The organism is Citrobacter sp. Cpo061, from assembly GCF_030332845.1.
In the GTDB taxonomy this organism is placed as follows: domain Bacteria; phylum Pseudomonadota; class Gammaproteobacteria; order Enterobacterales; family Enterobacteriaceae; genus Citrobacter; species Citrobacter portucalensis.
On the sequence record NZ_JAOWHB010000054.1, the window covers coordinates 184,284 to 201,377 of the forward strand.

The 17,094-nt window shown below is 52.5% G+C and carries 16 protein-coding genes; 6 read left to right on the plus strand and 10 right to left on the minus strand.

The window, feature by feature from the left end:
- Positions 1-10: 10 nt before the first annotated feature.
- Positions 11-730 (minus strand): two-component system response regulator BtsR, encoded by a 720-nt coding sequence (gene btsR, locus OGX97_RS21095; RefSeq protein WP_003840155.1) that lies wholly within the window; start codon positions 728-730, stop codon positions 11-13.
- Positions 727-2,412, minus strand: a complete 1,686-nt coding sequence (locus OGX97_RS21100; protein WP_100272128.1) for a sensor histidine kinase — start codon at positions 2,410-2,412, stop codon at positions 727-729. Before OGX97_RS21100 ends, btsR begins: the two co-directional genes overlap by 4 nt.
- 225 nt (positions 2,413-2,637) lie before the next feature.
- Between OGX97_RS21100 and mlrA the strand changes: the two genes are divergently transcribed.
- Together mlrA and OGX97_RS21110 are read left to right on the plus strand one after the other, a co-directional pair.
- Entirely contained in the window at positions 2,638-3,369 is a 732-nt protein-coding gene (gene mlrA / locus OGX97_RS21105; RefSeq protein ID WP_003027351.1) for an HTH-type transcriptional regulator MlrA, read from the plus strand.
- Between the two features lie 259 nt (positions 3,370-3,628).
- Positions 3,629-3,736: a protein YohO gene (locus OGX97_RS21110; protein WP_003027354.1), complete on the plus strand. Its 108-nt coding sequence runs from the start codon at positions 3,629-3,631 to the stop codon at positions 3,734-3,736.
- On the opposite strand, the gene OGX97_RS21115 is transcribed toward OGX97_RS21110, so the two are convergent.
- From OGX97_RS21115 to bglX, 5 genes are all read right to left on the minus strand, one after another.
- Positions 3,717-4,448: an ABC transporter permease gene (locus OGX97_RS21115; protein WP_048234924.1), complete on the minus strand. Its 732-nt coding sequence runs from the start codon at positions 4,446-4,448 to the stop codon at positions 3,717-3,719. The two genes, OGX97_RS21110 and OGX97_RS21115, sit on opposite strands and share 20 nt — an antisense overlap.
- The gene (locus tag OGX97_RS21120) at positions 4,432-5,379 is read right to left on the minus strand and encodes an ABC transporter ATP-binding protein (RefSeq protein ID WP_235127170.1); all 948 of its coding nucleotides are present in this window, start codon (positions 5,377-5,379) and stop codon (positions 4,432-4,434) included. The genes OGX97_RS21115 and OGX97_RS21120 overlap by 17 nt, the downstream gene beginning before the upstream one ends.
- On the minus strand, positions 5,372-6,538 hold the full coding sequence (locus OGX97_RS21125; protein WP_279850749.1) for an ABC transporter permease: 1,167 nt from the start codon (positions 6,536-6,538) through the stop codon (positions 5,372-5,374). Before OGX97_RS21125 ends, OGX97_RS21120 begins: the two co-directional genes overlap by 8 nt.
- A gap of 15 nt (positions 6,539-6,553) precedes the next feature.
- Positions 6,554-7,471, minus strand: a complete 918-nt coding sequence (gene osmF, locus OGX97_RS21130) for a glycine betaine ABC transporter substrate-binding protein OsmF (protein ID WP_008785251.1) — start codon at positions 7,469-7,471, stop codon at positions 6,554-6,556.
- A gap of 232 nt (positions 7,472-7,703) precedes the next feature.
- A complete protein-coding gene (bglX, locus tag OGX97_RS21135; protein ID WP_075551243.1) occupies positions 7,704-10,001 on the minus strand; it encodes a beta-glucosidase BglX in 2,298 nt (765 codons plus the stop codon).
- 232 nt (positions 10,002-10,233) lie between these two features.
- Between bglX and dld the strand changes: the two genes are divergently transcribed.
- Positions 10,234-11,943, plus strand: a complete 1,710-nt coding sequence (gene dld, locus OGX97_RS21140; RefSeq protein WP_191215565.1) for a D-lactate dehydrogenase — start codon at positions 10,234-10,236, stop codon at positions 11,941-11,943.
- A gap of 100 nt (positions 11,944-12,043) precedes the next feature.
- Here dld and pbpG read toward each other — a convergent pair whose 3' ends face one another.
- A complete protein-coding gene (gene pbpG, locus OGX97_RS21145; protein ID WP_048234922.1) occupies positions 12,044-12,991 on the minus strand; it encodes a D-alanyl-D-alanine endopeptidase in 948 nt (315 codons plus the stop codon).
- A gap of 180 nt (positions 12,992-13,171) precedes the next feature.
- Positions 13,172-13,759, minus strand: coding sequence for a Yip1 family protein (locus OGX97_RS21150; protein ID WP_003840142.1), 588 nt, complete (start codon positions 13,757-13,759; stop codon positions 13,172-13,174).
- A gap of 212 nt (positions 13,760-13,971) precedes the next feature.
- Between OGX97_RS21150 and OGX97_RS21155 the strand changes: the two genes are divergently transcribed.
- Complete coding sequence (locus tag OGX97_RS21155; RefSeq protein WP_003834476.1) at positions 13,972-14,541, plus strand: DedA family protein; 570 nt, start codon at positions 13,972-13,974, stop codon at positions 14,539-14,541.
- A 37-nt stretch (positions 14,542-14,578) separates the two neighbouring features.
- Here OGX97_RS21155 and mdtQ read toward each other — a convergent pair whose 3' ends face one another.
- Positions 14,579-16,018 (minus strand): multidrug resistance outer membrane protein MdtQ, encoded by a 1,440-nt coding sequence (gene mdtQ / locus OGX97_RS21160; protein WP_048234918.1) that lies wholly within the window; start codon positions 16,016-16,018, stop codon positions 14,579-14,581.
- Positions 16,019-16,187: 169 nt separating this feature from the next.
- Here mdtQ and OGX97_RS21165 point away from each other — a divergent pair, with 169 nt between their 5' ends.
- Both OGX97_RS21165 and yohP read left to right on the plus strand, forming a co-directional pair.
- Entirely contained in the window at positions 16,188-16,922 is a 735-nt protein-coding gene (locus OGX97_RS21165; RefSeq protein WP_125362676.1) for a class I SAM-dependent methyltransferase, read from the plus strand.
- A 70-nt stretch (positions 16,923-16,992) separates the two neighbouring features.
- Entirely contained in the window at positions 16,993-17,076 is an 84-nt protein-coding gene (yohP, locus tag OGX97_RS23310; RefSeq protein WP_015572324.1) for a small membrane protein YohP, read from the plus strand.
- The last annotated feature ends 18 nt before the right edge of the window (positions 17,077-17,094 follow it).

Genomic DNA, 17,094 nt, shown 5'->3' on the forward strand with positions numbered 1-17,094 from the left:
TGTATCAGTTTTACAGTCCAATCGCCTCTTTTAGACTTTTAAGATAACGACGACTCACCGGAACGGTCAGTCCGTTACGCAAAATCAGTTCCGCCTGACCGTTGTCTTCCAGACGGATCTCCTGCAATTGCGCCATATTTACCAGATATTGCCGATGACAACGCAGCAGAGGAGTACGGCTCTCCAGCGTCCTGAGCGTCAACTCAGTGAAGCCTTCTTTACCATCGCTGCTCGTCACATACACACCACTCATGCGACTGCTGATAAACGCCACATCATCCATTTGCAGCAAATAAATCCGACTATGGCCGCTGCACGGAATAAACTTCAGTGCCTGCTGATTTTCTGGCAGCAGTGATACATCCTGCTTGGTGCGCTCCTGACGCAAACGGATCAACGTTTTTTCCAGCCGTGCTTCTTCAATCGGCTTGAGCAGATAATCAAACGCATGTTCTTCGAAGGCTTTCACCGCATACTCATCAAAGGCGGTCAGAAAAACAATGTACGGACGATGCTCGGGATCAAGCATGCCAACCATTTCCAGGCCGCTGATACGCGGCATCTGAATATCAAGGAACAGAACATCCGGACGCAATTTATGCACCGCGCCAATGGCTTCCACCGCATTCGAACATTCACCGACAATCTCGATGTCGCTTTGCTCTTGCAACAGGATCCGCAGATTCTCCCGGGCTAACGGTTCGTCATCGACAATCAGCACTTTGATCATGCCAGTTCCTCCAGAGGAAGTCGTAAAGTGATTCGGGTAAAGCGGTCAGGTTCACACGCTACGCTGATGCCAAAATCATCGCCAAACCGCTCGCGCAGTCGTTTATCGACCAGATTCATACCCAGTCCACTGACTTCTGAGGTTGGCTGATACAGCCCGGCATTGTCTTCGATATCCAGCATCAGATATTGCCCTTCGCGATGGGCGGTAATCGATACTTCACCGGTATCCAGTAACTGAGAAGTACCGTGTTTAATGGCATTCTCCACGATGGGTTGCAGAGTAAAGGCGGGTAATTGCTGATGCGAAAGTTCTTCTGGCACTGTCAAGGTCACCTGAAGACGCGACTGGAATCGTGCCTTTTCAATTTGCAGATAAGCATTAACGTGTTCAATTTCATCGGCCAGCGTCACAATTTCCGACGGGCGTTTTAAATTTTTACGAAAGAACGTCGACAGATACTGCACCAGTTGGCTGGCCTGCTCGCTATCGCGTCGGATCACAGCTTTGATGGTGTTGAGTGCATTAAACAGAAAATGGGGATTGACCTGGGCGTGCAGGAGTTTTATTTCCGACTGCGTGAGCATCGCTTTTTGCCGCTCATACTGCCCGGCCAGAATCTGTGCCGAAAGCAGTTGGGCGATCCCTTCCCCCAGCGTACGGTTGATCGAACTAAAGAGGCGGTTTTTGGCTTCATACAGTTTGATGGTCCCCATTACCCGCTGGTTTTCACCTCGCAGAGGGATCACCAGCGTCGAGCCTAATTTGCATTGCGGGTGCAAAGAGCAACGGTAAGGAACTTCATTCCCATCGGCATACACCACCTCTCCGGTTTCAATCGCGCGTTGGGTATATGACGATGAAATAGGTTTGCCGGGTAGATGGTGATCGTCACCAATACCGGTAAATGCCAGCAGTTTCTCACGATCGGTAATCGCCACCGCACCGATATCCAGCTCTTCATACAGCACCTGAGCAACCTTCATGCTGTTAACCTCATTGAACCCCTGGCGTAAAATACCTTCCGTTGAGGCGGCAACTTTGAGTGCTGTGGCGGAAAAAGCGGAGGTATATTTTTCAAACATCGCGCGTTTATCGAGCAAAATACGCATAAACAAGGCGGCGCCCACGGTATTGGTTACCATCATAGGCGCGGCAATATTGCTGACCAACCGAAACGCATCATCGAACGGACGCGCAATTAATAAGATGATCAGCATCTGCACCAGTTCGGCAACAAAGGTAATCGCTCCCGCGGTCAGCGGACTAAAGACTTTATCGGTACGACCACGACGGGTAAGCACGCTGTGCACCAGCCCGCCGAGCAACCCTTCCACAATGGTCGAGATCATGCAGCTAAGCGCAGTCATCCCCCCCATCGAATAACGATGCAAACCGCCGGTAAGACCAACTAAACCGCCAACCACCGGGCCGCCAAGCAGCCCGCCCATCACCGCGCCAATAGCGCGAGTGTTAGCAATGGAGTCATCAATGTGCAGCCCGAAATAGGTGCCTAAAATGCAGAAAATGGAAAAAGTAACATAGCAAAGCAGTTTGTGCGGGAGTCGGATAGTCACCTGCATCAGGGGGATAAACAAACGCGTTTTGCTCATGAGCCACGCGATAACGAGGAACACACACATCTGCTGAAGCAGCAGCAACACCAGATTAAACTCGTACATACCCGCCAACCACACATCACTTAAAAGCGCGTAACATACATGGGCTGCGTGTAACTTTCTTTGAAGTGTTGCAAAAAAAGACGAATTTGTGAGAACGATCACTCGAAAGCGCGAGCATGGTTACAAAATCACCCATTCATAGATCAAAAAACAGACAAAACTACCTGGTTCGCAAAAGAGCGTCTAAAGTAAAACTGGGACCTCGCGAGCAAGAGTGAGACGACGATGGCGCTTTACACAATAGGTGAAGTGGCTTTGCTTTGTGATATCAACCCTGTCACTTTACGCGCGTGGCAGAGGCGTTACGGATTACTTAAACCGCAGCGGACAGACGGCGGGCATCGCCTGTTTAACGATGCGGATATCGACCGGATCCGCGAGATAAAACGCTGGATAAACAACGGTGTTCAGGTCAGCAAGGTTAAAATGTTGCTCAGCAATGAGAGCATTGATGTGCATAACGGTTGGCGTGAACAACAAGAGACGCTGTTGAGCTATTTGCAAAGTAATAATCTGCATAGCCTCAGACTGTGGATCAAAGAGCGCGGCCAGGATTATCCCGCGCAAACGCTCAACACCCATTTGTTCATTCCGCTGCGCCGACGTCTGCAATGCCAACAGCCGATCCTGCAGGCGTTACTGGGGATCCTCGACGGCGTACTGATCAACTACATCGCGATTTGTCTTGCCTCAGCACGTAAGAAACAGGGGAAAGATGCTCTGGTGGTTGGCTGGAACATTCAGGATACGACCCGTTTATGGCTGGAAGGTTGGGTCGCCAGCCAGCAGGGATGGCGCATTGACGTCCTTGCCCATTCGCTGAACCAACTGCGACCGGAGCTGTTTGAAGGTCGCACCTTGCTTGTCTGGTGCGGCGAGAACCAAACGCCCGCTCAGCAGCAACAGCTGAACGAATGGCGCGCGTTGGGTCACGATATTTATCCACTCGGTATTTAGAGCCTGGCCCATTAGGGCTATTTTGCTTGCCATTTCGAACCTGGGCAGTGCTCAGACAACACTCAGAGAGTTTTGAACGCCCTTTAGGGCGGCCCGGAGGGTGAGCGTAGCGAATAATCCTCACGTACTACGTGTACGCTCCGGTTCTTCCGCGCTGGCCGTGTTCAAACTGTCTGCGCCAATAACGCCTAATGATCCAGGCTCTTAATATTCTATTAACAAACGTGTACAATCCTTGGATTCACATAAGGAGTGCAGAATGAGCGCAGCTAAAATCGGTGTCATTACCCTCTTCCTGCTGATGGCCATCGGCGGTATCGGCGGTGTCATGCTGGCAGGCTATACTTTTATTTTACGTGCCGGGTAAGATGCCTCGCTAATTTCTCAAACCCGCGGTCAACAATTACCGCCGCCAGCGCGACCAGCAGCGCTCCTTGAATCACATAGGCGGTATTGAACCCACTCAGCCCGATAATAATCGGCGTACCCAGCGTGTTCGCCCCAACGGTTGAGGCGATGGTTGCGGTGCCGATGTTAATAATCACCGACGTGCGAATCCCGGCCAGAATCACCGGGGCCGCCAGCGGCAACTCGACTTTACGCAGCCGCTGCCCCTGACTCATGCCCATTCCGCTGGCAATATCCATCACGCTGGGTGAAATTCCGCCGAGTCCCGCCAGTGTTGCCTGCAAGATCGGTAATACGCCATACAGGATCAACGCGATAATTGCCGGTTCAGGACCAAATCCCATCACCGGTACAGCTATCGCCAACACCGCAACTGGCGGAAAGGTCTGCCCCACGGCGGCGATGGTTTCCACCATCGGCCGGAATTCCGCGCCCCAGGGCCGGGTTACCGCTATACCGGCCCCGGTGCCAATGAGTACGGCAATCAGGCTTGAAATCCCCACCAGGCCAAAATGGCTCAGTGCCAGCGCCGCAAAACTTTCCTGCTGATACACGGGACGCGGTAGCGCCGGAAATAGCGCACTGAATAAGGCCTGACTATGAGGCAACCCAACTAACAGGACCAGAAACAGGACAATAAGCCATAACAACGGATCAGCAAGACGTTTCACGGGTCGGCATCTCCGAAAGCAAATCACGAAAATGAAGCGTCCCGCAGGACAACCCCTGCGGGGTCACGACCGGCAAGACGTCGCAACCACGCGCTACGAACACCGACAACGCATCACGCAGCGTCATTTCATCTACCAACGGTTCACCGGCTGTGTGTTCACCGCGACGGATAAAATCCCCTACCGTGCGAAGCGACAACAGACGTACGCCCAGTTCACTACGGCCAAAGAATGTTTGCACGAATTCGTTCGCCGGTGCTGTCAGCATCGACAGCGGCGTGCCTTGCTGCACTACCTTTCCTGCATCCATCAGAACCAGATGCTCCGCCAGCCTTAGCGCCTCGTCGATATCATGCGTCACCAGCACAATGGTACGCCCGAGCAGACGATGAATACGCGTCATCTCCTGCTGCAGCGCACCGCGGGTGACCGGATCCAGCGCGCCAAAAGGCTCATCCATCAGCAGTACCTGCGGATCTGCCGCCAGGGCACGCGCCACTCCGACCCGCTGCTGTTGCCCGCCAGACAGCTGATGCGGGTAACGATGGCGCAAACTTTCCTCAAGACCCAGCAGCGCCATCAGTTCGTCTGTTCGGTCATCAATACGTGAACGCGACCACTTTTGTAGCTGCGGCACCGTGGCGATGTTCTGCGCGACGGTCCAGTGGGGAAACAAGCCAATAGACTGAATCGCGTATCCCATGCGCCGCCTTAACTCCAGCACCGGTAGGCTGCGGATCTCTTCCCCGGCAAAGTGAATCTGTCCGCTGTCATGTTCAACCAGCCGATTGATCATTTTCAGCGTGGTGGATTTCCCGGAACCTGACGTGCCAATTAACACCGAAAAGCTGCCCTCCCCCAACCGCAGATTAAGGTCGTCAACGGCTTTTTGCTGGCCATAGGTTTTACTGACATGGCGAAATTCAATCATTATTCGATACCTCTAGCAGCGCGAGCCCTAAATCAAACAGCGCATCAATCAATACCGCCAGTACCACAACCGGGATCACGCCCAGCAACACTAAATCGACGGCGCTACTGAGCAATCCCTGAAAGACCAGCGCGCCAAATCCCCCTGCGCCAATCAGTGCAGCAATCACCGCCATTCCCACCGTTTGCACCATCACTACCCGTAAACTGCGCAAGAAGACTGGCAATGCCAGCGGGAACTGCACCGAGACAAACCGCTGGAAAGTGTTCATCCCCATCGCTCGGGCGCTTTCCAGTACATCCTGCGGCACCTGATTCAACCCAGCCACAACGCCACGTACCAGCGGTAACAGCGCATACAGCACTAACGCAATAAGCGCAGGCGTCAGGCCGGTTCCGGCGACGCCGAGCGAACCCAACAAAGGAAAGTGCTTCACCAACCCGGCAAGGGGCGCAATTAACAGGCCAAACAGCGCGACTGAGGGAATGGTTTGGATGATATTCAGTACCGCAAAAACCGGCCCCTGACGGGAGACAGAGAAAGCACACCAGATGCCCAACGGCATACCAATAAGCAGAGCGGGCACCACGGTAGCGAACAGAATGGTCAGATGCTGCGCCAGGGCGTCGTTGAAGACATCCTGACGGTTGGCATATTCTTTAAGCAGGGATAGATCGTTAAACGTGCCGGAGAACAAAAGCACCAGCGGAAAAATAAACATTTGCGCGTGCAACAGCCAACGCCATGATGCCAGCTCGGTTATGCGACGAATAGCGTCACTGGCGGCCAGCAACATCAGTCCTAGCCCCAACCAGAACCCGCTGCCCAGGCTGGTTCTGGCCAGTGGACTTCCCGTCTGGGCCAGATACGTTGCCGTTGTTCCTGCGGTTACCAGCGCTGCAATCACCAGCAACTGGCTAATAACAAGCGTCAATATATTGCCGGGCTTTCCCGGTACAAAGCACAGAAGAAACAGCAGCAAACAGGCTACTGCCAATCCCCACGCCATGTCGGGCCGGATATCCCAGAGTTGGCGCCCCTCACCGGAGACCAGGCGATTAGGCGCATAGCTAATGAAAGGCAGCGCTGCCGCCGCGAAGGTAAGAAGTACCAGTAACAACAGCACCCGATTAACTGAAATCTTTGACAAAACACCCACCTGCTGCAAACTCCGTTACTTCACCCATCCTTTTTGCTTCAGGTAGTCTGCTGCAACTTTTTTCGCATCCAGCCCCTCCACGGCAATACTGGCATTCAGCTGCTGCAACGTTTTTTCATCCAGGCTGGCAAAAACCGGTTGTAGCCATTCTCCCATTTGCGGGTAGTCTTTCAGCACCGATTCACGTACGACGGGTGCTGGCGCATAAATGGGCTGGACACCTTTGGGATCGCTTAAAGTTTGCAGACCGAGCGCCGCTACCGGGCCATCGGTGCCATAAGCCATCGCCGCATTGACTCCAGAAGTCTGCTGCGCCGCTGCTTTAATCGTCACCGCGGTATCTCCTCCTGCCAGCGACAACAGCTGATTTTGATTCAGTTTGAAATCATAGGCTTTTTCAAACGCAGGCAACGCGTCAGCCCGTTCGATAAATTCAGCAGAGGCAGCAAGTTTGAATGTTCCCCCGTCTTTCAGGTAGCGGCCTAAATCAGCAAGAGACTCAAGCTTGTTCTTTTGCGCGACATCCTGGCGTACCGCAATGGTCCAGGTATTATTGGCGGGTGCAGGTGTTAGCCAGACCAGCTTATTTTGCTCTGCATCCAGCTTTTTCACTTTCTCGAAACCGGCCTGCGCATTTTTCCACGCGGGATCATTTTCATCTTTAAAAAAGAATGCGCCATTACCGGTATATTCCGGATAAATATCCAGCTCACCGGAGGTGATTGCCCCACGCACTACTGGGGTGGTGCCCAGCTGTACTTTATTGACAGTTTTCACGCCATGGCTTTCGAGCACCTGCAAAATAATGTTGCCGAGCAGCGCCCCTTCGGTATCTATTTTTGAACCAACCGTGACGGGTGACGCGGCCTGTAAGGGTAGGCTTATCGCGGCTAACAGCACCAGCGAACCCACCGATACTTTTGAGATTATCATGCTGTACTCCTCATCCTTTTGCGGCCCTTTTCAGAGACTTGAGGAAAAAGCATAGTCGAAAAATCAAGCCTTAACCTGGCAATTGGGTGGTAACGCTGAGAGTTATTAGCGGTAAGGCGATAATACAATAAAAAAAATCCGGCAAACCCAATGTGAATTTGCCGGATGATACGACTTTGTCAGCCTGATAAGCGTAGGGCCATCAGGCATGCTGCATGACTATATTCATCTATTACAGCAGTTCAAATTCGCCCTGCTTCACTCTGGCGGAATCCACGCCGATGAAAACGTTAAATTTGCCAGGTTCTGCATCGTATTTCATCTGCTGGTTCCAGAATTTGAGCGCTTCAATATCAATCGGGAAGCTGACGGTCTGAGTTTCACCTGGCTTAAGATTCACTTTTTCAAAACCTTTCAGCTGTTTTACCGGACGACTCATGGAGGCGGTCACATCCTGTAAATACATCTGAATCACCGTTGCACCTTCGCGCTTGCCGGTGTTGGTCACCTGCACGCTGGCCGTCACGGTTCCGTCACGCTTCATCGTCGGAGAAGAGAGCTTCACATCAGAAACCGTAAACGTGGTGTAGCTCAGGCCATAACCAAAGGGATACAACGGACCATTGGCTTCATCAAAGTAGCGCGACGTGTACTTGTTCGGCTTATCGGCGTTATACGGACGACCGGTATTGAGATGGCTGTAATAGACCGGGATCTGTCCAACAGAGCGCGGGAAAGACATCGGCAGCTTGCCTGACGGATTGTAATCACCAAACAGCACATCGGCGATGGCGTTACCGCCCTCCGTCCCGGCAAACCAGGTTTCGAGGATCGCATCGGCTTGTTGATCTTCCTTCACCAGCGCCAGCGGACGACCGTTCATCAACACCAGAACCAACGGTTTACCCGTGGCTTTCAGCGCGGCAATCAGGTCACGCTGACTTTGTGGAATGGTGATATCGGTGCGGCTGGAGGCTTCATGCGCCATCCCCTGCGCTTCACCGACTACCGCGACAACCACATCAGATTGCTTCGCGGCGTTAACGGCTTCATCGATCATCGCCTGCGGCGAACGCGGGTCAACCTTTACCGCTTCTTCATACAGGTTGAGGAAATCGACAATGCCTTTGTCGTTGGTGATATTCGCCCCTTTGGCGTACAGCACTTTGCCCTGTTCGCCGACGGCATTTTTAATCCCCGTCAGCACCGTTACCGACTGATCGGCAACACCGGCGGCGGACCAACTGCCCATCACATCACGCTTGCTGTCGGCCAGCGGACCGACAACCGCCACTGTGGCCGATTTTTTCAGCGGCAACGTTTCCAGACGGTTTTTCAGCAGCACCAGGCTTTCGCGCGCCACTTCACGCGCCTCTTTGCGATGCAAACGACTTTCTGCGTTGGTGTCCTGTGGGTCAGATTCTTTGGCTCCCAGATGGCTGTACGGATCGTTAAACAGCCCCATATCATATTTCACGTTCAGCACGTGGCGCGCGGCGTCGTCCAGCTCCGCCATCGTCACTTTGCCGGATTTAATCAAGCCCGGCAGATATTTGCTGTAATACTCATCACTCATACTCATGTTGATGCCGGACTTGATCGCCACACGCACCGCATCTTCAGGATCGGAGGCGGTACCGTGCTTAATCAGTTCCTTAATCGCGCCGTGATCGGAAACGGTAATTCCCTTAAAGCCCCACTCATCACGCAGCACGTCTTTTAACAGCCAGGCGTCTGAGGTTGCAGGCGTACCGTTTAGCGAATTAAGACCCACCATCACCGCACCGCTACCGGCATCCAGCCCGGCTTTATACGGCGGCATATAGTCGTTGAACAGACGCTGTGGGCTCATATCGACGGTGTTATATTCCTTGCCACCTTCAACCGCGCCATAGGCGGCGAAGTGCTTGACGCTGGTCATCACCGAATAGCGATCCGCCGGGCTTTTCCCCTGCATCGCTTCCACCATGGTTTTACCCATCGTAGCCGTTAAATACGTGTCTTCACCAAAACCTTCTGAAGCACGGCCCCAGCGCGGATCGCGAGAGACATCGACCATTGGCGCCCAGGTCATATTCAGACCATCATCGGCAGCTTCATACGCGGAAATACGGCCAACGGTTCTGACCGCATCGAGATTAAATGAGGACGCCAGGCCGAGACTTATCGGGAACACGGTACGCTGGCCGTGCAATACGTCGTAGGCAAAAAAGAGAGGAATTTTCAGGCGACTGAGCTCCATCACCTGATCCTGCATTTTGCGGATATCCTGGCGCGTGACGGTGTTAAAAATTGCCCCAACCTGCCCGTCTTTGATCATCTCGCGGATGGCTTCTTTCGGGTTATCAGGCCCGACGCTTATCAAGCGTAGTTGCCCAATTTTCTCATCCACGGTCATCTGTTTAAGTAAATCGGTAACGAATGCATCCCGCGCTTCTGGCGTCAGAGGATGGTTACCAAACAGCGTGTCCGCCAGCGCTGGTTGCAACGCCAGACTCACCGCGACACCTACAGAACATAGCCATTTCATGTTGATTCTCTCTTTATTTTTTCCCGACGAGGCAGCGAAAATATAACAAAAACCGCAGTTTGCCGTAAGACTAAACGGGAGCGATAAAGAAAGCTAAGGTTATTCTCCTAATTTTCAAAACCAGCTCGAATCAGTAGAAGACGAACCAGAGACATTATGAATGAGAAAGCGTATTGTCATACAAAGCGCTATGCTTGTTCCTGATATTGAGTCCCACCACAAGGAGTGGAGAATGTCTTCCATTACAACAGATAATAAAGCTTTTCTGAATGAACTGACCCGTCTGGTGGGTCATTCACACCTGCTCACAGACCCTGCTAAAACCGCCCGCTATCGCAAGGGCTTCCGCTCCGGCCAGGGCGATGCGCTTGCCGTCGTGTTCCCGGGCTCGCTTTTAGAACTGTGGCGCGTTTTGAGCGCCTGCGTCGCCGCAGATAAAATCATCCTGATGCAGGCCGCAAACACCGGTCTGACCGAAGGCTCTACGCCGAGCGGTAATGATTATGACCGCGAGATTGTCATTATCAGCACCCTGCGCCTTGATAAGCTGCACGTCATCGGTAAAGGCGAACAGGTGCTGGCCTATCCCGGCACCACGCTTTATTCACTGGAAAAAGCGCTCAAACCGTTTGGCCGTGAGCCGCATTCGGTGATCGGATCTTCCTGTATCGGCGCTTCAGTGATTGGCGGTATTTGTAACAACTCCGGCGGCTCGCTGGTTCAGCGCGGCCCGGCATACACGGAGATGTCGCTGTTTGCGCGTATTGACGAGCAGGGAAAATTACAGCTGGTTAACCATCTGGGTATCGAACTGGGCCAGACCCCGGAACAGATTCTGAGCAAACTTGATGACGAGCGGATCAAAGATGACGATGTGCGCCATGACGGGCGTCATGCACACGATCACGACTACGTTACCCGCGTCAGAGATATTGAGGCGGACACGCCCGCTCGCTATAACGCCGACCCGGATCGGTTGTTTGAATCATCCGGTTGTGCAGGCAAGCTCGCGGTTTTTGCGGTGCGTCTGGACACCTTCGAAGCCGAAAAAAACCAGCAGGTCTTTTACATCGGTACCAACCAGCCAGAGGTGCTGACGGAGATCCGCCGTCATATTTTGGCAAAATTTGAGCATCTGCCGGTCGCCGGTGAATATATGCACCGCGATATTTATGACATCGCTGAGCAATACGGCAAAGATACGTTTCTGATGATCGACAAGCTCGGCACCGACAAAATGCCGTTCTTCTTCACCCTGAAAGGTCGCACCGATGCAATGCTGGAAAAAGTGAAAATTTTCCGTCCACATTTCACCGATCGGGCAATGCAGAAATTTGGCCATTTGTTCCCCAGCCACTTACCCGCGCGCATGAAAAGCTGGCGCGATAAGTACGAACATCACCTGCTGTTAAAAATGGCCGGTGGTGGCGTGGCTGAAGCGCAAAACTGGCTAAGCGAGTTTTTCAAAACCGCTGAAGGCGACTTCTTTGCCTGTACGCCGGAAGAAGGCAGCAAGGCGTTTTTGCATCGCTTTGCGGCGGCTGGCGCGGCGATTCGTTATCAGGCCGTACATGCCGATGAAGTGGAAGATATTCTGGCGCTGGATATCGCGCTGCGCCGTAACGACACCGAATGGTACGAGCATCTGCCTGCAGAGATCGACAGCCAACTGGTGCACAAACTCTATTACGGCCACTTTATGTGCTACGTCTTCCATCAGGATTACATCGTGAAAAAAGGCGTGGATGCGCATGCCCTGAAAGAGCAGATGCTGGAGCTTCTGCACGAGCGCGGAGCACAGTATCCGGCAGAGCATAACGTCGGACATCTGTATAAAGCACCGGAAACATTAACCCGTTTTTACCGCGAGAATGACCCCACCAACAGTATGAATCCGGGTATTGGGAAAACGAGTAAGCAGAAGTTCTGGAAAGAGTCATAAAGCAAAAAAGATAAGCGCCACCGGGCATGTTGCCGGGGGCGCTTCGCTTGCCCGGCCTACCGCTACATTAGCTATGTGTATGCCGGATGAGGTGTCTTATTTAATCGTTCTGTGCAGTTTGCTCGCTCGTCGCTGAACCCGCCGCTGCCATCTGCGCCGCTTTTTGCTTTTTATAGCTCAGCGCCGCTGCCGGAACCGGCATCACCTTGCCCGTTTCGATCCAGGTACGTAAACGGCTGGCATCGGCAAAGTGGGTATATTTACCGAACGCATCCATCACCACCAGCGCCACCGGTTTATTATTAATCACGGTGCGCATCACCAGACAGTGGCCTGCCGCATTGGTAAACCCGGTTTTGGTTAACTGAATATTCCAGTTATCGCGGTATACCAGATGGTTGGTGTTACGGAATGGCAGCGTATAAGCCGGGTTGGCAAAGGTCGCCATATCTTCACGCGTGGTGCTTAACTGGCCAATCAGCGGATACTGCTTGCTGGCGATCAGCAGCTTGGTTAAATCACGGGCGGTCGAGACGTTATGAATCGATAAGCCGGTTGGTTCCACAAAGCGAGTCTGAGTCATGCCGAGCGCTTTCGCTTTGGCATTCATGGCCTTAATAAACGCGTTATAACCGCCAGGGTAATGATGCGCCAGGCTCGCCGCCGCACGGTTTTCTGATGACATCAGCGCCAGCAGCAGCATGTCTTTACGGCTAATTTCACTGTTCAGTCGCACACGAGAGTAGATGCCTTTCATTTCCGGCGTCTGACTGATATCAACTTTCAGCTTCTCATCCAACGGCAGTCGTGCATCAAGCACCACCATCGCGGTCATTAATTTGGTAATCGACGCTATCGGACGCACCAGATCCGGGTGGTTCGAATAGATAACCTTGTTGGTATTCAGATCAACAATCATCGCGCTACCGGACGCTATCTCAGGCTGAGAAGCTGCTGCGGTAGTTGCCGTTTTAGCCACGGCTTGGGGTGCAAAAGGAACGGCCAGCACCAGGGCAAGGCTTAATAATGAAACTCGGAATTTCAGCATGATGAGATTTCTGATAATGGTTCACGCACGTCACAACGCACACCGCCAGAGACTAAGTATTATCTCAAGCTAGCTCAGGCATCATAGCGATCCGGCAGGTTTGCCGCCACAGGAGAATCGTCTCGAAATGCTGCGTTGCTGACTTTTACGTCAACAACGCAGCGCAGACAGGTTTATCCGTCAAAATAACCGATAGCCGTAACCCCACAGGATTACCGTAATAGCCAGCAAAACTTCTAGGACCAGCACACCGATCGCCAGCGTCGAACTGGAAAAACTTAACCCTTCCTCACGAGTGATATTCAGGAATGTCGGTATGCCGAGATAAAGCAAATAGCCGGTGTAAAACAGCGCGATGGTTCCCACCAATGCGCACAGCCAGACCAGCGGATAAAGTGCGACCAGCCCGCTTAAAAACAGCGGCGTCGCGACATATCCGGCAAACACCATACAATGCGCCAGCGACGGACGTTGCGGATAATTACGCGCCATCCACCAGATAACCCGGCCCATGACGGCGACGCCTGCCAGCATCACCCCGTAGAACAGAATTGCCATCGCAAATCCGGTCAACAGAGATAACTTCAGGATATTGCCATCGCCAAAATTCCAGCCGATTTGCGTGGTACCGATAAACGCGCAAACAACCGGGATTGCCGCCATCAGCAGTACATGGTGGGTATAGTGATGCGAAACACTTTCGTTTTCGCTGTTGATCACGTGCATTTCACGATCGGGATGGGAAAACAGCCCCCAGACATGGTTCATACCGCCCCCTTCTTGTCAGCTCCGGACCTCAACACTTCAAGTATAATTCAGCTTTTGATTATTTTATGTACACATGAAAAATACCGAAGCGCCGAAGCGCCGAAGCGCCATCAGGCATTAGGGAACTGAACGACGTTAAGCGCTACTACGCGGCTTTTCCGGCATCAAGTATTCATAGGGTGTATGCTATTACCGTGGAGGTCATACAACGTATGGATATAACGCATTATGTTGCGCAGTACGGCTATGCTGCGTTAATCATCGGCAGCCTGGCGGAAGGTGAAACCATTACCCTGTTAGGCGGCGTCGTGGCGCATCAGGGAGTCCTGAAATTCCCGCTGGTGGTACTCTCGGTCGCACTAGGTGGGATGATTGGCGATCAGTTGCTCTATTTACTCGGACGTCGTTTTGGCGGCAAAATTCTGCGTCGTTTCTCGCGCCATCAGGCGAAAATTCATTATGCGCAGAAAATGATCCAACGACGTCCTTACCTGTTTGTGGTCGGTACGCGCTTTATGTACGGCTTTCGCGTTATTGGTCCCTTACTGATTGGCGCCAGTCACCTGCCGCCGAAGATCTTTTTACCGCTGAATATTCTTGGCGCGTTTGTCTGGGCATTGCTATTTACCACCCTTGGCTACGTCGGTGGTGAAGTGATTGCACCGTGGCTGCACAGCCTCGACCAGCATATCAAGCATGGCATCTGGCTGGTGCTGGTTATTGGGATAGTCGCGGGCGTTCGCTGGTGGATGAAACGCCGAAGCACGCGTAAAGCGCAATGAAGATGGCCCGACAGCGGAACACCGGCGGGCCGAACAATCAGGATGCGTGATAACCGCCGCCCAGCGCGCTGGTCAACTGGATTGAGGCATCCAGCCACTGGCCTTGCAAAAGCAGACCGTTGCACTGCTCACGTAATGCCGGGATCTTTGCCTCGCTAACCCTGGAGCCCGCAATAATACCCGCATTAAAGCGCGCCTGTGCCAGCCCCACTACGCGCTGAGCGTCATGTTCAATCTGCTGCTGATGCTGATTTTTCTGCGCCAGTGTTTCTACCTGCGATGCCGCACGTGCCACGTCATTCACCGCATCCACCACAGCTTTGTTGTAATTCGCCACCGTCAGATTACTTTGCGCTTTCGTAATATCGAGATTCGCATTCAGTCTGCCACTGTCAAAGATAGGCAGCGTCAACCCGGCGGTTACGCCCATTTGCTGCGCGGAATGGCGGAACAGGTCACTCAGATGTAACGCATCCTGTTGTAAAAATGCCATCAGATTCACATCGGGATAAAACGCCGCTTTCGCCGCATCAATACTGCTCAGCGATGACTCAATGTACCAGTGTGCTGCCTGCAAATCTGGTCGACGGGCCAGCAGCGAATAACCTAGCTGGGACGGAAGCTGACTTTCAACCACGGGCAGTTTGGTCGAATGGAGCTTCAGGGCAACGGACTGCGAGTTGCTCAACGCGCTTAGGCGCGCCTCAATCACCTTCATTTTACCGCTGACATCATTCAGCTGCTGCTCTGTTTTGCTGGAATCGATATCGGTTTCGACGCCTTCCACCGAAGAAGTGAGGCCGTTTTGATACAGTTGACGATCGACGGTAATCACATTTTGCTGCTCGCTTTCGATTTGCGTCAGCACGGTTTTCAGCGCCGCCTGCGTCTGCCATTCCCAGTAAAGACGGGAGACACCGCTCGCCAGCAGCTGCCGGGTTTGCTCGCGCTCAGCCTCACGCGCCTTAACGGCTCCTATACGCGCAGTCACTTCGGCCCGATTCTTACCCCACAGATCCAGATTCCAGCCGGCGGTTAAACCAAAAGTACCGTTGGTGTACCACGGCCCCGTGGTTCCTGCTGCGGGATCGGTTATGGCGAAAGGTCCCATCAGCCCCTCAGCTGACATTCTCTGACGCTCAACGTCTGCGGAGAAGTCGATCTCCGGGCCATCCTGCGCTTCCACGGCCTTAGCCTGCGCCTCCGCCAGTTGAATGCGCTGTTCCGCGACCTGCATATCAGGAGAATTTCGTAACGTGCTGTCAATCAACGCATTAAGCTGGGGGTCGTGATATGCCTTCCACCACTGGCTGTCCGGCCAGCCATTTTTTAACGCGGCAGGCAATGTGGTATCGACATTTGCGGCAGGCGTCTGCTGTGACAGAGACTGGCGGTCATCATGCATCGGCGCGCAGCCAGACATCAGAACAAAAAGCGGCAACAATGCCGTCGTGACAAACACAGAATTACGATTCATGGAGATATACAGGTAAGAAAAGATGTGCAGAGATTACGACTTGTCGCTGTTGCTTTTTTAGTTACGCGTGGCAATACATCTTTGGCAATAAAAATATATAATCAGAAAAATATACACCTCGTGAATAATATAGATTAAATAATTTTAATAATTAATGGATGGAGATGTTATGTCACAGAATATCTATGACGATCCTGAGTTCTTTGCCGGATATGCCACGCTGGATCGTTCAGTAAAGGGACTCGACGGCGCGCCAGAATGGCCGACAATACAAGCGATGCTCCCCTCTCTTCAAGGCAAAAACATTCTTGATTTGGGCTGTGGATATGGTTGGTTTTGCCGCTACGCGCGCGATAATCAGGCAGCCAGCGTAATGGGACTGGATATTTCACAAAAAATGTTAACCCAGGCACACAGTATGACGCAGGGTAATGGCATCGTTTATCAGCGTGAAGATCTCGAAACGCTAACCCTGTCCCCAAATTCTTTTGACCTGGTTTATAGCTCGCTTGCCCTGCACTATTTGCACGATATAGAACGATTATTCGTAACCATTTACCAGTCATTAACACCAGGCGGTATGTTAGTTTTCTCTGCCGAGCATCCAATTTATACCGCACCGCTTAGTCAGGGTTGGATAAAAGATAAAACTGGGCAGCTGTCCTGGCCGGTTAATCATTATCAGCAGGAAGGTGAGCGCATCAGTAACTGGTTTGCTGAAGGCGTCAAAAAACAGCACCGTAAGCTGGCGACCTGGATTAATGCGCTGATTGCCGCCGGATTCGAGATCGTCTGTGTCGATGAATGGGGACCGTCCGCGCAACAGATTGCTGAAAACCCGGCTTTAGATGAAGAAAAAGAGCGGCCGATGGTGTTTCTGCTCAGCGCACGTAAACCTGCATAACAACGCCTCCAGGCAGAATGATTGATACTTTCCTATACTCAATCTGAACTTACCAAAAAAAGGAAAGTTAATGAAAATTCTGCTGTGGGTAATTCTGATTATTTTTCTGATTGGGCTATTGGTGGTAACAGGCGTGTTTAAGATGATTTTCTGATGTCTTCATTTCGCCCAG